The organism is Levilactobacillus sp. FUA 3915 (assembly GCF_044053135.1).
In the GTDB taxonomy this organism is placed as follows: Bacteria; Bacillota; Bacilli; order Lactobacillales; family Lactobacillaceae; genus Levilactobacillus; species Levilactobacillus lanxiensis.
In genome coordinates, this window is sequence record NZ_CP168704.1 from 1,138,042 (window position 1) to 1,154,046 (window position 16,005).

The 16,005-nt window shown below is 50.6% G+C and carries 15 protein-coding genes and 1 tRNA gene; 6 read left to right on the top strand and 10 right to left on the bottom strand.

Features of this window, described 5'->3' with window-relative positions:
• Nucleotides 1-11: 11 nt before the first annotated feature.
• Complete coding sequence (gene yycF, locus ACEPST_RS05500) at nucleotides 12-728, bottom strand: response regulator YycF (protein ID WP_125764968.1); 717 nt, start codon at nucleotides 726-728, stop codon at nucleotides 12-14.
• A 535-nt stretch (nucleotides 729-1,263) separates the two neighbouring features.
• On the opposite strand from yycF, the gene ACEPST_RS05505 reads away from it, so the two are divergent.
• From ACEPST_RS05505 to ACEPST_RS05525, 5 genes are all read left to right on the top strand, one after another.
• Nucleotides 1,264-1,503: a hypothetical protein gene (locus tag ACEPST_RS05505; protein ID WP_395390563.1), complete on the top strand. Its 240-nt coding sequence runs from the start codon at nucleotides 1,264-1,266 to the stop codon at nucleotides 1,501-1,503.
• Nucleotides 1,504-1,757: 254 nt separating this feature from the next.
• A tRNA-Lys gene (locus tag ACEPST_RS05510) sits at nucleotides 1,758-1,830 on the top strand.
• 172 nt (nucleotides 1,831-2,002) lie between these two features.
• Nucleotides 2,003-2,674 carry a hypothetical protein gene (locus ACEPST_RS05515; protein WP_395390564.1) on the top strand — a complete coding sequence of 224 codons (672 nt, stop codon included), beginning with the start codon at nucleotides 2,003-2,005 and terminating at the stop codon, nucleotides 2,672-2,674.
• Between the two features lie 159 nt (nucleotides 2,675-2,833).
• On the top strand, nucleotides 2,834-3,145 hold the full coding sequence (locus ACEPST_RS05520) for a hypothetical protein (RefSeq protein WP_204120620.1): 312 nt from the start codon (nucleotides 2,834-2,836) through the stop codon (nucleotides 3,143-3,145).
• 330 nt (nucleotides 3,146-3,475) lie between these two features.
• A complete protein-coding gene (locus ACEPST_RS05525; RefSeq protein ID WP_239064473.1) occupies nucleotides 3,476-4,477 on the top strand; it encodes a matrixin family metalloprotease in 1,002 nt (333 codons plus the stop codon).
• Between the two features lie 59 nt (nucleotides 4,478-4,536).
• Here ACEPST_RS05525 and ACEPST_RS05530 read toward each other — a convergent pair whose 3' ends face one another.
• The 4 genes from ACEPST_RS05530 to ACEPST_RS05545 form a co-directional block, all read right to left on the bottom strand.
• Nucleotides 4,537-4,776 (bottom strand): hypothetical protein, encoded by a 240-nt coding sequence (locus ACEPST_RS05530; RefSeq protein ID WP_203646543.1) that lies wholly within the window; start codon nucleotides 4,774-4,776, stop codon nucleotides 4,537-4,539.
• A gap of 567 nt (nucleotides 4,777-5,343) precedes the next feature.
• Nucleotides 5,344-6,963 carry a peptide ABC transporter substrate-binding protein gene (locus ACEPST_RS05535; RefSeq protein WP_204120621.1) on the bottom strand — a complete coding sequence of 540 codons (1,620 nt, stop codon included), beginning with the start codon at nucleotides 6,961-6,963 and terminating at the stop codon, nucleotides 5,344-5,346.
• Nucleotides 6,964-7,413: 450 nt separating this feature from the next.
• Complete coding sequence (locus tag ACEPST_RS05540; RefSeq protein WP_203646547.1) at nucleotides 7,414-7,683, bottom strand: hypothetical protein; 270 nt, start codon at nucleotides 7,681-7,683, stop codon at nucleotides 7,414-7,416.
• Nucleotides 7,684-7,756: 73 nt separating this feature from the next.
• On the bottom strand, nucleotides 7,757-8,932 hold the full coding sequence (locus ACEPST_RS05545) for an MDR family MFS transporter (protein ID WP_204120622.1): 1,176 nt from the start codon (nucleotides 8,930-8,932) through the stop codon (nucleotides 7,757-7,759).
• A 557-nt stretch (nucleotides 8,933-9,489) separates the two neighbouring features.
• Here ACEPST_RS05545 and ACEPST_RS05550 point away from each other — a divergent pair.
• The gene (locus tag ACEPST_RS05550; protein ID WP_204120623.1) at nucleotides 9,490-10,026 is read left to right on the top strand and encodes a flavodoxin family protein; all 537 of its coding nucleotides are present in this window, start codon (nucleotides 9,490-9,492) and stop codon (nucleotides 10,024-10,026) included.
• A gap of 902 nt (nucleotides 10,027-10,928) precedes the next feature.
• On the opposite strand, the gene dnaB is transcribed toward ACEPST_RS05550, so the two are convergent.
• The 5 genes from dnaB to ACEPST_RS05575 form a co-directional block, all read right to left on the bottom strand.
• Nucleotides 10,929-12,320: a replicative DNA helicase gene (dnaB, locus tag ACEPST_RS05555; protein WP_204120624.1), complete on the bottom strand. Its 1,392-nt coding sequence runs from the start codon at nucleotides 12,318-12,320 to the stop codon at nucleotides 10,929-10,931.
• A gap of 106 nt (nucleotides 12,321-12,426) precedes the next feature.
• Nucleotides 12,427-12,786 carry a hypothetical protein gene (locus ACEPST_RS05560; protein WP_395390565.1) on the bottom strand — a complete coding sequence of 120 codons (360 nt, stop codon included), beginning with the start codon at nucleotides 12,784-12,786 and terminating at the stop codon, nucleotides 12,427-12,429.
• A 7-nt stretch (nucleotides 12,787-12,793) separates the two neighbouring features.
• Nucleotides 12,794-13,147 (bottom strand): hypothetical protein, encoded by a 354-nt coding sequence (locus tag ACEPST_RS05565; RefSeq protein WP_204120626.1) that lies wholly within the window; start codon nucleotides 13,145-13,147, stop codon nucleotides 12,794-12,796.
• Between the two features lie 107 nt (nucleotides 13,148-13,254).
• On the bottom strand, nucleotides 13,255-13,713 hold the full coding sequence (rplI, locus tag ACEPST_RS05570; protein WP_125764948.1) for a 50S ribosomal protein L9: 459 nt from the start codon (nucleotides 13,711-13,713) through the stop codon (nucleotides 13,255-13,257).
• Between the two features lie 69 nt (nucleotides 13,714-13,782).
• Entirely contained in the window at nucleotides 13,783-15,798 is a 2,016-nt protein-coding gene (locus tag ACEPST_RS05575; protein ID WP_125764946.1) for a DHH family phosphoesterase, read from the bottom strand.
• Between the last annotated feature and the right edge of the window lie 207 nt (nucleotides 15,799-16,005).

Genomic DNA, 16,005 nt, shown 5'->3' on the forward strand with positions numbered 1-16,005 from the left:
TAGCGTTACCGCTAGGCTTGGTCGGAATCTGGGTTGCGCAGGTAGTACCCGACACCCCGCCGTGTGACCAGCCAAGTTGGGTGGCTAGGGGCATCTTCAATCTTTTCACGGAGCCGCCGAACCGTGACGTCTACGGTCCGCACATCACCGAAGTAATCGTAGCCCCAGACCGTTTGTAGCAAGTGTTCCCGGGTCATGACTTGGCCGATGTGTTGGGCCAGGTAGTGGAGCAATTCAAACTCACGGTGCGTCAGATCAATGTTAGCGCCGCGCTTAGAAACAGAGTAGGCTTCGGGATGAATGGTTAAATCACCGATCTCAATGTCTTGGTTCTCGGGTTCTTCGGGTTGGGCGTGTGCCGCAGCACTTTGCCGCCGCAGGTTAGCCTTGACCCGTGCCACCAATTCCCGGTTAGAGAATGGCTTCGTGACGTAATCATCGGCCCCAACTTCCAGACCCACGACCTTGTCCAGTTCGGAATCCTTGGCCGTGACCATGATGATTGGCATATCATGCTTTTTCCGGATAGACTTGGCAACTTCCAAGCCATCGAGCTTAGGTAACATCAAATCCAAAATAACCAGGTCAGGGTTCCCCTCTTCGACCTGTTGGACAGCGGCTTCGCCATCGTAGGCGACGTCCACTTCGTAACCTTCTTTTTCCAAATTAAACTTCATAATATCAGTAATTGGTTTTTCATCATCGACAACGAGAATTTTCTTAGGCATAGTAAAAATTTCCTCCTTAAGGGAAATACGAGCGATCCGGTAATTGCAGGATTACCGGCAGGCCAGCCGTTGGGTGTCAAAATACCACCGACAATGGGGCCACAGCAGTTTCTTTTCAGTTTTTTCATCGTTTAAAGTCAAGGAATATCGGCGTCCCTTTGTTGAACGCCTGGTGTTTTTAAGGGGCGTTGTCCGACCCGATAAGGTTCCGGTGTCGTTGAGAGCAACGCTATCTGAATTATAACACATCATGAAGTTTCTTTCAGTCCTAGTGTATCAAGGATTTAAGGTGGTTTTAACTTTGTATTTCCCGGGAAATACACTATTTTTATTGACATAATATTGCATTTTGTCAATAAAGTTCATGAAAAACAATTGAAAGCCCCGTCCCATGCCGGCCAAGTAAGAGGTTCTTTACAATTTCAGGTCAAATCGATTACGGGTTAGTCGGCGATTCATCTGCTTTAACGACAGACTTGGGTGGGATAACCCGGAGCGTTTTTATGATCATCGGCTAAAATAATCGGTCGGTTCGTTGGCTCTCTCAGCTAACCTAATTGCTGTGCAGTTGAAAAATCGTTTCCGACCAATCTGTCATCTTCGTCAAGCGACTGATTTTTATGTTGCCGCCGATAACGACATCAACTACTACCAAATTTCTAAAGTTCTGACTGCCGTGATTTTGATTGATTTCAGTCAAAAACACGGCAATTTTCGCAAAAAGCAGCCTTTTTCAAAAAAAACTAAAAAAATTTCAACTTTTTTTGCCACGTAAACCGACTTACTTGCCCCGGATTTACCGCAATTTCGAAAAAAATGCCAAAAAATTCAAAAAACTTTTTCGCGAAATAAAAATACCTATAATCCGCATTAAACCGGGGATAAGTTTTCCTCACGTTTGATAAAATACCCAGTTTTTTTGAATAAAAATCAACTTTTTTCGGAAAAGGGGTTGCGCACCCTGCACCCGCATGATATGATAGTTCTCGTTGATATGGAAGACATACAACAGCAACAAATCAATCACATGGGCAGTTAGCTCAGCTGGCAGAGCAACGGACTCTTAATCCGTGGGTCCAGGGTTCGATCCCCTGACTGCCCATCACTTACTAATCAGCTTTCACGAGGTTAACTTCGTGGTTGCTGATTTTTTTGTATAACTAGGTAATAAATATCCGCTACATTTAATATCTATGCATAACGCCACCTGGCTTTTTCTCGCGCCGCTATCTATAGGAGGAAACGCTACGGAAACTATGTCGAGGTGAGTCGTTTTGCAACAGCAACAGAAGAAGAATCACATGTCTTATCGCGTCGTCGCCCTCATCATCGGGCTGGTCCTGAACGCCTTTGGAAACGCCCTGAGTGTCGCCGCCAATGCCGGTAGTGGGATTTGGACTGCGGCGGCCGTCAACATCGCCTATTGGATTCACGGCAACGTGGGGGTCATCCTCCTGATTGTCGGAACCTGCAGTGCCTTGTTGAACCAATTTCTGATTCATCAGGTCGATATCCCCCGATTTGTTGGTGAGGTTGTCTTCATTTCCTGTTTCAGCTACTTCATTGATTTATTTGTGGCGATGTTTACCAAATGGGGAATTCCCGACCTGAACTTAGCTTGGCGCATGCTGCTGAGCATCTTAGGGGTCACCATCTTTGCCTGCTCGATTTCCATCTACCAGCGGGCCAATCTGATTATGCATCCCAACGATGACACCTCCAATATCCTGCGTTTCATGTACCTGGGTGGTCGGGCAACGGCGTCACAGTTCGTCGACTTCATTCCACCGATCATCATGATTGCGGTCTGCTACGCGTTCACCCGGCAGATTTACTCCGTGAACGTGGGGACGCTTTACTCCATCCTCTTCAACGGGATCATCATTGCGGCATCTGACAAACATATCATGCCGCACCTGTACCACAATTTCCGCGTTTCCCATTAAAGATGAATTCACGCCGCCAATCACACCTGATTGGCGGTTTTTTTTGACAAATCATTTAATGACGCATACTAAATATTTTATCAAGTTTATTTATAAGACAATTCACTAGCTATTGTCGACGCTTTCCCGTATTCTAACAAGACAAAGGGGAGACCACATATGAACGATGCCACACTGACTCACGAATTTTTGTTGCTAGAGGTCCTGAACGCCATCTGCGCCAAGACCAAAATCAAGCCCAGCGCTCTGATACTCCTGAATTTTCACTTCACTGATTCCCAATTGCAAGTCCTAGATACCTACTTATTTGATCATGCTTTCGGTCAGGAGTCCCTGTCCACGCAAGACGTCGCCCAAAAATTACACGAAATTCGCCCCAACATGACCGCCGCCGACTACTTCTTCATCGCCCAAGACCTCGTCGCCGCCTGGAAACATGAGGAGCGTTACCATGGGCTGAATTTTATCTAGTCTACATATAGGGAGAAACACATCAAAAATTAGCCAATTACTCACCCGCTGAATCGCATGATGCCATGCCTCAGCGAGAAATATCTGCGTACAGCAGACAGAACTTTGGACCACAAGCTTAATGTTAGTGACCAGAGGCGGGCCAAAGCGCCGGGAACAACCTACACGATACTGCATCACAATTTTTGCCAGCCATCATCCCCTAATTCAGTCTGGACAAGCGCTGACTACGGGACTAAGCTTAGGTAATAAGCGGGTTGGACAGTTTAGTAACAAGGCATTTTAGTGACTGGTTCCATCCCCAGCTAATTTGGAGAGGAGTCGTTTCGTTTGCAAAAATCAGTCATCCTGCTAACGACCTGCTTAGCGCTCCTTGGCGGCGTTTCTGCGAGTGCAGCCACCAAGAACCCTACGCCGGCGAATAAGTACCGCTACGTCGCTAAGAAGGCTTCCTATTACAATAAATCGACCAGTGCCTACTACCGGTCCATCTGGACGGCTGCCCGGAAGTCCTGGAATAACTCTAAGGCCTTCAAATGGTCGGCCACCAAGAATAAAAAGTCACGCACGTTTACCACGACCGTTGCCAAGAATTCCGGTATCTGGACCAACGCTACCGGGATGGCTTACAACGGCATGTCCTATGACAAGACCGGTCACCAGACCGGCGCGGCCATGTACCTCAACCGCACCGTTCTAAAAAAATACAAATACAATAAGAAACAACGCACTAACGTTGCCATTCACGAAATGGGCCACGCGCTGGGGTTGAGCCACAATCAGTCCGGCTCCATCAGTGTGATGAATCCGGCCAATCGGGTGCATCCCCTGCGCAACGTCGATATCCGCGGTGCCAAGAAGGTCTACACGACCCCCCTCAGTACGAAAAAGGTGCTGGCTTCATCTGCCAAGCCCACGCTGACCGTCGACCACCTCAAGGATTACTCCAATGGTATCTACGGGGTTGAAGCGATTCGTAAGGACGCCGGCACCATCGTGGAGGGTACCATTACCAAAAGTGTCGCCCACCACAAGGCCCCCAAGAACTACTACACCACCCAAACACTCAAGATCGATGAACATTTCAAAGGCCTCAGCGGCAAGTCCATCACCTTTACCCAGGGTGGGACCACGAAGATGGCCGTTACCGACAGCGAAGTGCTCCATCAGGGTGAAGAAGTTGTGGTTATGCTAGCCAAGAACGCGGCTGGCAATTATTACGTCATTAATGATGGACAGGGAATGTTCGTCGATACCCACACCAGCAATGGTCACGAGCTGTTTGAACACGTCTCAGATCACACCATTTATACCGAAGATATGCTGCATTAGGCAGCAAAACCGTCGTCCCCAGCATAAGGCTTGAGACGACGGCTTTTTATGTAAAAAATCTACTCGCGATGGAAGTACCGCAGTCCGGCCTCAATCAGGTCGATCACCGCGAACAACCCGATGAAGCCTGCAATAGCCTCCAGGAAGAACCGGCCGTAATCGACCCAGAACAGTTCTCCTAGCGTCACCAGATCAACGGCCCCCTTGACCAGGAAGACAGGTACCAATAAGAACAAAAATATTTCGAATAGATCCACCGTCTGTGCAACTTGGTCCATAAATAATTTGTGAAAATGCATCCCCGTACCTCCTCCGACAATGACTACCCACCACCCCCAACTTCACGCCAATTGCGTCTCCCCAAAGTTAAGCGGTGGAATAGTTCTTGCCACTCATCATACGACAGTTTAATCAGTGAACGCCACCCTTTCGGTAAAACAAAAAGCAGCCGGTCCGCTAAAGTGCGGAGCGACTGCTTTTCTAGAGGTCGAAAATTTGAGGTTAGTCGGTGAGCCCTGTCTCACGGGGCAAGCACTCACTGATTAGTTTGTTTAAATCGGTATTATCCTTCGCCTTCTGGCCGAATATAATGGAACAGAACACGGTTAACCGTAATCCACTACTGGCCATTACTCACGGAATCACGGGGCTAAACCCATGTCAGCCGCAGGGCTGGTGAAAATGGGCTCAGCCGTGGGAGTTGCCTTGGCGGGGGACCCGCTTAGGCAACTGCTATCTTTGAGACGTGCTCTCCGGCTCAAAGTAAGTCTGGAGACCGCCCTTTGGCTCCAGGCGCGCGCCCGCAGCGTCACGGCCCATTTTCACCAGTCCGGAGGCGCTGCTAGAAACCAGTTTAGCCCATACCGTTATTTCCAGTAAGCGTACTTGTATTGCGCGTCGCTCATCATGGTGTACTTCAACCCGCCAACGGACTTGGAAACCAGGTGCGCCTTGGCTTGTTGGTACAGCGGAACTAAGCCGGCTTGCTTGGTCACGTAGGTGTCGGCTTGCTTCAACAGGTCCCACCGTTGTTGCGTGGTGTGGCTGGCCGTATCGTCGACTTGCTTCATTAAATTGCTGAAGTGGGTGTTATCCCATTTGGTAAAGTTCACGGAGCTGGTTCCATCAGCCATTTGTAAGAAGTCGGCTGGGTCCCGCCAATCCGTGGTCCACCCGTCGAGGTCGATATCAAAGTTACCGGCCGCACCCTTAGCAATCTGTTGGGCCAATGGCATCGACTTGATGGTGATGCTCAGGCCGGGCATGTACTTCTGCGCCTGTTGTTGCAGGTATTGGGCCACGTGCTTTTGTTCATCCGTGTCGGCGGTCAGGAGTTCCAAATTGGCCTTCTTGATGCCGAGTTCCTTCTTCGCTTGGTTCCACAATTCAGTAGCTTTCTTAGGGTTGTAACTCAAGAGGTTACCCACATCTTCGGAGAAGTCCTTGCCCGTGGTTGGGTCATTCCCATCACCGGAAGGAATCAGGCTCTTAGCAGCGGCGGAACCATCTTGCAGCACATTCTTGGTCAGGGCGTTCCGGTCGACCACGTAGGAGAAGGCTTGACGTACCTTGGTGTTGTGCGTCACCGTCTTTTTATCATTAAATTCCAGGAACCGCATGGAACTGTTCAGCGTCGTATTCATTTCTGGGTTATTAGCATTTTGCTTGATGTATTGCCCGGAAAGCACGGTTTCTTGAACCTTGCCAGACTTGAACAGGCTAGCTGACGTGCCCGGATCCTTCACAACTTGCACGTTGACCTTGGAAATTTTTACGTTCTTGGCATTCCAGTAATGCGGGTTCTTCACGTAAGACCAGCTGTCAGCCGCACCACTCCAGCCAACCAACTTGTAAGGCCCTTCGGAGAGCGTCTTCTCAGCGCTGGTCCCGTACTTACTGCCATATTTATTGAAGAGACTCGTCTTCATAGGGTACGCCGCCGTGGCTAGGATATCTGGCAACCAGGGTTGTGGCTTGGACAGCGTCAATTGTAACGTGCTCTTGTCCAGGGCCTTCACGCCCAACGCAGATGGAGATTTTTTTCCGGCCTGAACGGCATCATAATTCTCTAAGTATTTGAGCTTGTTGGCTACCTGCGACTTGGACTTCGGATTGACCTGCCAATCAAAAGAGGTTACGAAGTCTTGTGCCGTCACCGGATCACCGTTTGCCCATTTGGCAGCCTTTTTGATCTTAAACGTATAAACGGTGCCATTTTTCGTGGGCTTAACTACTTTTTCAGCAATCCCGGCGATGACCTTACCGTTCTTATCCAACGTGTACAGACCTTCTTCAGTCTGCGCAATCAAACTGGAACTGTTACTGTCACCCGAAATGGCGGGGTCGGCCGTGGCGGGATTCCCAACCATGGTGACGCTCAACGCCTTATCTGCCTTATCCGCACTCGTTTGCGCCTTGGTTGACCCACACCCGGCCAACGCTGCGACTGCCAATAACCCAAAACCTAATCCCATTAATTTCTTCATATAATCGACCCCTCATCTTGTTTGCCTGAACAAAAAAATCGCCCGTCCTCGTTAACCATCTCTGGCTAACAAGGGCGAACGATTCGCGGTACCACCTTGTTTTATCTCTCATGGTGCATTTCACACCCGTGCGGTAATGGGCACGACCCAGGCACGGCTACTTGATTCACCGCGCCGACCTCCAGATGCGCTTCACCCCGACCGTTTGATCCGGCTTACATCGACCCGGACTCGCTGAACAAACGGTGAAGGGCTACTCTTCTGGGCAACGTCTTCTTGATTGATACTAAATCTATCATCATCCATTTTAAATGTCAATTCTTTTATAAACATTCATTTCTTTGTATATTTTATGAATAATTGGCAAAAAAAAGAGCGAACCCGCGTCGCCGTAGGTTGGCCCTTTTGTATATTCTGGTTAAGAAACCGTTATTTTACCGATAAACTTTTTTATTTATTCATGTCCTGTTGCCGATGGCCTTGTGAGACAGTCGTCGTTTGACGGCTAACGGTCTTCCCCGCTTGACTAGTCGTTGTCTGCGTCTTGACCGCAACGTGCCCCTTACCCGTTGTGTCGAGTTGCACTGCAGTTTGGCCAGACGTTGGTTGAACAACCGAATCCGTCACAGTTGAGCTGTTTTGCGGTACCTGACTGAAGAGCAAGCCCCCAGCAACCAGGCCCAGCATAACGCCGCTGATTCCCCTGAATTTTTTTGTCATGTGCTTTCCCCTGATTTCCCTTTAGTACAGATAACTTCCTCTGCGTTAATTATACACCAAAAGGTCAAGCAGTTTACTTATAAGTTTCCACATTCTGTTGGTTGGCGTGAATCACGACGCCATTTAGCCCCAGAATCAACAGATTGGCGACCGCCGCGATGATAAACAGGAGCGTGTAGGATCCGTGGTCGATCACCAGACCGCCAAAGAGTGGGCCAAATGCCTTCCCCACATTGGCCCACGCATTGGCCATGCCTTGGTATTTCCCTTTGACCGCGTGGGGCGTTAACCCGTTAACGATCGCCGGGATGGCCGGAAACGCCGTCGCTTCGCCCATCGTCAGGATAACCATCGCAATCACAAAGTGCAGGTAGTCCTTGGCAAAGATGAGCGTGACAAACGACAACGCCACGAAGAAAATCCCGGCGTAGACCTGGAGATACAGATTGCTAAAGAAGTTGGCGAGCCAATTTAATAGCGCCTGGAACACCACAATCAAGCCGGCATTGATCGTCCACAACAGGCTGTATTCACGCATCGGAATGCCCATCCCCGTCATGTAAACGGACAGGTTGGACACCCACTGTTCGTACATCACCCAGATAATGATCAACGAGATAAAAAATGTCGCCATGATGCGTCGATTAGGCACGGCAATCGTCACGTCCTGGGCTTGTTTGGTCACCACCTGCCGTTGCATCACGGCTGGCGCGTGGTAGCAGGTCAAAACGACCGTGAAGAAGCAGATGAACAGGCTAAACGCAATCACGAAGAGTAGCGTCACGCTGGTGCTATAGACAAAGCCGACTAGCGCCGTTCCCAGCACCACCCCGAGGTTTTGCGCGAAGTAGAGCATGTTGAAAATGTATCGTCCGTCGCGGCTGTGAATCGTGGTCCCCAAGGAGTTGACCATCGTCAGCGTCCAGCCGGAAGCCAGACCCAAGAAGACCAGAGCAATCGGAAACGCCGGCCAGCTGTGGCTGAAAATCAGCGTTCCCAGGGTGACTAGCGACACGCTGATGCCTCCTAACGTGAGGTAATACGGGTTCAGGCGGTCAAACAGTCGGCCCCCAATCACACTCCCCACCACGTTCGCGGAAGAGTATAACAGTAAAACAATCCCGACCTCGGTCAACGACGCCCCCAGTCGGTTGTGCATGTAAATCGTGGTCAACGGCCAAATGAAACTCATACCGATACTGCTGAACAAGGCACCCAGCAGCAACCACCGCAAGCGAATCTCGCGCATAAGCCGCCTTCTTTCAAAGATTAAAATTCAATTAGATTAATTCTAGCATACGCTTTGCAGAAAATGAAGCTGGTGCGGGGTAAACTGGGCGTTGCCACCGCCTCCGGGACGGTGAAAATACGGATGGTCACGTTCGTTCCCGCCGGTGGGCTCAAGATAACCTGCTGTGGGGACCGGTTCCGGCCTGAGAAACGGTCCGCCACCTCGCCTTGAAACCTCGCTGAAGTTCGCGAGTTTCCAAGGTCGTCCCGTGCTCTAAACTGAGAAAATCACTCAGTTAAGACCACCGACACAGCCGGCCATCTTGGCCCACCTCTGGTCACTGACATTAACCACCCATTTTCACCATCCCTGCGGCTAACACGCGTTTAGCCCACACGCGCCAGCCTCATTTTCAGGCTGACTTTCCAGTGTAACCTGATTTCACACATTTAGCCCTTCCTGACAGGCGATTACTATCCCCATAACTACCACCCTCTTGAAGACAATACTCACTCGCCAATTAATTGTTTTTCCCCCATATTTCTCGTACACTGAAACCAAAGGAGTGATCCGACATGACCGTTTTATTTATTAATGGCAGTCCGCGACTACACGGCAATACCGTGGCCCTAGGCGAACGCTTTTTACAGGATATTCCACACGACACCGTAAACCTTGCTGAACATCCACTGAACTTTGTCCACGACCAAAGGGACACCGATCAGCCGCAACAAGATTTGACCGATGACTACGAACAACTGATGGCTACCTTTGCTCAAGCCGACGACATTGTCTTGGGCACGCCAGTCTACTGGTACGCCATGACCGGCCAGCTCAAGGTCTTCATGGACCGCTGGTTTGACAGCTATACCAACGACTTTGACTTCAGTCACAAGCACGTTTACCTCCTAGTCGTAGGCGCCGACGAGCCACAAACCAAGGCACTGGGCATCACCCAGGCCGTTCAGCATTCCTGCGAATGGTTGAAAATGAGCTTCGAAGGCACGGCCACCGTAACGGCAGATGGCCCCGATGATGTCCGAAACATGTCCGATATGCCTAGCAGCTTCTGGCAACTCGGCGGCCGGCTCCGCGCTAACGAAAACGCGTAGCGGTCAATTCTGATTTGACGTCATTTAAATAATGTTTCATGTGAAACATTCTAAATCTGAACTAACGACAAAAATCCCGATATACCGCCATTTCTGGTTGGTATATCGGGATTTGTTTTTTTTGGTTTAGATGACTTTTCTGCCGCTTACTTTCAAAATAAACAATCAACAATGACCCCACCCATTCCCCGAGCGGTGGTTGCCCCGAACCAGTGTCAGCCGCAGGGCTGGTGAAAATGGGTCACGAGGTGGCTGTTAGTGACCAGCTGTGTCGATGGTCTTAGCAGAGCGATTCTCTCTGCTTAGAGCATGGGACAACCTTTGCGACCGCTTCTCAGGCGCAAAGTTGAGGTGGAAGACCGCCCCTCAGGCTGGAACCGACCCCACAGCAGGGCGCTTTGAGCCCGCCGCCGGGAACGAATGCCACAGCGTCACGGCCCATTTTCACCAGCCCGGAGGCGCGGAAAAAAGCACAAAAAAAACCACCGCTCGGGGAAAGCGATGGTCATCGGAGTAGGGGTAACGTCACTATTATAAGAATGACGTTAACTATTTTTTCATTATTCCAGGGGAGGAGGAGTACATGAAAAAAGATTGTTAATCTTTGGTAGAAGCAACCGATTGGTTAACTTCTATGCTTCATATACTAATGGGAAAATATGATGAAACTGTGAACTTTCTGGCACACTCTTATGAATTTTAACCGGCTTGACGATGTTACTGGGTGAATCCTTAGGGGCGCAAGGGCTTTGCTGGTTAACTACTTTTGACATTTTCCACGCATACCACGTTCCGTGGGGGACGAATTTTGTCGTTTATGCACATATCTATGCATTTATTCATTAAGGCAGCAAAAAAGGCTGCGGAACACGACTGTCCACAACCCCTTCAAGACGCTATTTCTATTGATCCGGCGTGTAAGCCACTGACGAGAACTTGTTAAACGACTTCACGAATAACAGTTTAACGGTTCCCCGTGGACCCGACCGGTTCTTTTCAATAATGACTTCAACTTCCCCGACATCTTGGTCACCCTCGTCACGAGGATCACTGTCGTTGCCGCCACCGTCTTCGTCGCCGTCCCGCTCGTAATAGTCATCACGATACAGGAACGAAACGATATCGGCATCTTGTTCAATTGACCCGGATTCACGGATATCGGACAGCACGGGCCGCTTGTCTTGCCGCTGTTCCACGCCCCGAGAGAGCTGGGACAACGCAATAACGGGCACGTGCAACTCCTTGGCTAGCTTCTTCAGTTGCCGTGAAATATCGGAAACTTCTTGTTGCCGGCTTTCGTGGTTGGTCCCTTCAATCAGCTGAAGGTAATCGATCACGATCAAGCCCAGATTCCCTTTTTCCTTAGCTAATCGCCGACACTTGGCCCGAATTTCCGTAATCTTATTCCCGGCGGTATCGTCGATATAAATGCTAGCCTTGGCCAGACTGCCCATCGCAACGATGAGGTTTTGCCATTCTTCTTCGGACAATTGCCCCGTCCGCAGGTGATTAGCGTCGATGGAACCTTCCGCACAGAGCATCCGGTTGACCAACGATTCGGCACTCATTTCCAAACTGAAAATGGCGACGGTCTTGTCGGTCTTAGTCCCCACGTTTTGCGCAATGTTCAGGGCAAAGGCGGTCTTCCCGACGGCTGGCCGGGCGGCGAGAATCATCAATTCATCGTCGTGCAGACCGGTCGTCATCTTGTCCAGCTCGGCATAGCCCGTCGAGAGACCCGTGATGGCATCCCCCTGCTCGGACAACTTGTTAATCTCTTCAAAGGAACTGTTCAGCACGTCACGAATTGGCTTGAATCCCGTTTGATTCCGGGTCTCCGCCACACTCATGATGTCCTTTTCGGCGTTGTCTAACATGTCGGCAACGTCTTCGTCCTGTTGGTAACCCTGGGTAACAATGTTCGTGGCCGTTTGAATCAGGCGGCGCACGATGGCCTTCTCCTGAACGATCTTCGCGTAGTAGGTCGCGTTGGCTGCGGTCGGCACGGACCCTGCCAGTTCGGCAATGTAGGTCACGCCACCGACGTCATCCAGCTCATTTTTAGACGTTAACCGGTCGGTAATCGTGACCACATCAATGGCCTCGTCCCGGTCGTTTAAATCCATCATCGCTTGGAAAATAATCTGATGTTCCCGGCGGTAAAAGTCCTCTGGGGCCAGGTATTCCAGCGCATCCACCAACGCGTCGGCGCTCAAAAAGATCGCCCCGAGGACGGCCTTTTCGGCTTCGAGGTTCTGTGGTGGTGTGTGATCTGTTAGAACGTTATTATCCATGCTTAGTATTTACCTCTTTAAAGAAAATCCCCGACAAACTAGAGTTCCATTTTACCATGGAATGCGAGAAGTCGGTGGATTTTAGTGTGGCTTTTTTCGGCGAATTCTACGGACCCGGAGACACCTGCGGTAACGCCACATTAAAAATTAAAATCCGGTAGATTTGAAAATCCACGATAGACGTCCCGGTGTCCTCATGGAAAAAGCCCGTGTAACGCTGCGGGTAAATCGTATAGGTCGGAAAGACCCATTTGCCAATAGCCGTGCCTGGTAAAATGGTCGCACTATCCGGGTCATACTTGGGATGGCAAGACACCGCCACAGCTGGTTCCGCGTCGTTCAAAATTGAAAACCGAACCGCCAAGCTAGGACTGGTCGAGAGCAACAGCATGACCGCCACCATGATCTCGATTATTTTTCGAGCAAGTCCAATTTTGTGCCAACGCGCTTTTAATTTCGTGAGCATCTGGCCCTCACCCCTTCGTAGCCGAGCGGCGCGGCAGCCACGTGACAGCCGCCGTCAGCGCCACCAAAACTAAATAGTTGATGCCAATCACCCCGAAGTCATCGAACCAATGGTCAAACACCATCATCGCAATGATTCCGACGACTGCCGCAACCAGCCCGAAAATTTTCAACTTGCGGGACACCAAGCTAACGGTCACCACCAGTGCACCGACCACCCAAAATCCCAGGGGCACATTGCTGATGGCGGGGCTATCGTGAAAATCAATGGCTTGCGCATTCCACGCAAAATAAAAACCCAAATACGCCGTAAACAAAATACCATAAACACCAATGAGACTAGTGACTATTTTTCTGAGCATGCTAACGACTTCCTTTTCCGAATCGACTGGCAAGCCGCCGATTCCATTCCTGAAAAAAAGGCCACCCAATCAGGTGGCCTTTCATCGACTTTCAATTAGGTAATCGCTTATTTTTGCTTAGCGACCACGTGAACCCGAATCTTAGCCGTCACATCACTGTGTAGCTTAACGGGTACGTTGGTGAAGCCCAGCGTCCGAATCGGTTCTGGGAGTTCAACTTTACGCTTATCAATCTTTAAATCAAATTGCTTTTGCAAGGCTTGAACAATTTGCTTGCTAGGAATTGACCCGAATAACCGGTCGTCTTCCCCAGCCTTTGCCACGATTTCAACGACCGTCTTGTCGGCCTCTAACCGCTTTTGCAAGTCGCGCGCTTCGGCCAAATCTTCGGCCTCACGGCGTTGTTCCGCTTTACGTTCGGCACTTAACTGACTCATGGCGGATTGGTTGGCTTCCTTAGCCAGCCCCCGCTTGATCAGGAAGTTTTGGGCATAGCCATCGGGAACATTCTTGATTTCCCCGCGCTTGCCTTTACCGCGAACGTCTTTGACAAAAATAACTTTCACGTCGTTCACTCCTCACTTATTACATATCTAATAATTATCCTACGCTACCTACTGGCGAGAAGCAATTAACTAAGTCGTTGCTGGCTCGGGCTCATCGGCATGGGTCAGGATATCTAACAGTTGTTGCTTAACCTCGGCCACCGTCTTATCAGCGATTTGGGTCGCCGCGTTGGACAAATGACCGCCACCGCCCATGGCTTCCATGGTCAGCTGCACGTTGATTTCACCTAGCGAACGGGCAGAAATCCCCACCCGACCGTCTGCACGGCGGGTAATCACGAACGACGCATCCACGCCGGACATGTTCAGCAGGTCGTCGGCCGCTTGCGCCGCGGTAACGGGGTCATAGGTTTGATCCTCTTCACCGGTGATCAGGGCCATGTCCTCGTTCACGAACTCAACCATTTCAATCAAATGATTGCGTTGCAGGTAACTATCGACGTTTTCCTTCATATACTGTTGCATCTCAATGGCGTCGGCCCCGGCAGACCGCAAGTAACTGGCGGCGTCAAACGTCCGGGTCCCGGTCCGCAGCGAGAAGTGCTTGGTATCAACGAAGATCCCGGTCAACATCGCCGTGGCTTCCAGCTTGTTGATGGGCTCCCCCTCTTGTGATTGATACTCAAACATTTCAGTAATCAACTCACAAGTCGAGCTGGCATACGGTTCAATGTAGACCAGCAACGGGTTCTCGGGAAATTCTTCGCCCCGCCGGTGATGGTCAATGATCATCACGCGGTTCTCTAGGCGCTTGTACAGGTCGGCCGTGATAGAAATGGACGGCTTGGAATGGTCGACCATCAAGAGCATGCTCTGGTCGGTCGCCTTCTCCAGCGCCTCTTCTGGTGAAATGATGGCCGCATCCACGTCCGGATAGGCTTTCAAATTATCCAGCAAGCGCTGCACGTCGGAGTGGACGGTTTCCTTGTCGAGGACGATCCAACAGGTCTTGTTGTTCATCTTGGCAATCCGCCGAATCCCCAGGCAGGCCCCCAACGAATCCATATCCGGTTGGGTATGACCTTGAACGAAGATCTGGTCGGATTCGTTCATCAGCTCTTGCAGGGCTTGTGAAATCATCCGCGCCCGGACCCGCGTCCGTTTCTCCATCGGGTTGGTCTTCCCACCATAGTAGCGGGCTTCTTGGTCGGCGGCCTTGACGACAACTTGGTCGCCACCCCGGCCGAGCGCCAGGTCCAGGTTACTCTGGGCTTGGTCGGCCAGCTTATTCAGGTTGGCATCGCCGTACGCAATTCCCATACTCAGGGTCAACGGGAAGTTTTGCTTAGACGTGCTCTCCCGAATGGTGTCGAGAATTTTAAATTTATCCGCTTCGATGGCCGCCAACGACTTGGCGTAGGCCAGCACGAAGTAGTGGTCGTCGTCCAGTTGCTTGAGGTACATGTCAAACTGTTGGACCCAGGCCGATAGCTCATTGGTCACGTAGTTTCGCAGGTTGGAAATGTCTTGGTCGGTCATTGATTGCGTCACTTCATCATAGTTATCCAAGAAGACCTGGCCGATGGCAATTTTCTCGTCGTCGTACTGTTCCTGAATCAACTGATAGTGGGTGATGTCGTAGAGGTAGACCGCATGAAAATCCGGTTGGACGTACAGCGTAAAGCGGTAGTCGCGCCAGCTCACGGTGGTCATGGTCTGCGGTGGCGTCGTCGCCACGAGTTTAGCCAAGTCGGCATCCACGTCGCTTAACGTGCGGTTCAACACATCCGTATCGCCAAAGTAGTGTTGTAGATACGGGTTGACCCACTCAATCTGATCCGTGTCGCCCAGAATCATGACACCAGGCGGCATCCGAATCAGCGCCTCCTGCTCGCCCTGTTGAATCCGAAACGACAGGTCGGATATGTACTGGGTGGTGTCCGCGCCAATCTCTGCCATGGTATTGAACAGAAATAGTGTGGCCACTCCCACCAGCACCAGAATCACGATCCCGAAGATCCAGTTCAACAGGAACGACAACACGATACCCAGAATGGCCAAGACCGCCGTTAGTACCGCGATTCCCCGTAGGCGCCGATTCTGCAAAAACTCGGGCACGTTGTCTCGTGAAAATATTTTATTCATACTTGCTCCTCATCTGTTTCATCTTAAAAAGTTATGGTTACCCGCATCATTTTGACGGGGTCAGAAAGTTACAAATAATACCCTTATTTTATCACACTTCGGGGTCAGTACAAAACAACGGTCTTGGATGAAACCCCGGCATGGCGGCGTTGGGTTCGGATTCTTAGGGATGGTGAAAAGTCGTTCTGGGCTTGGTGTTTCATGGGA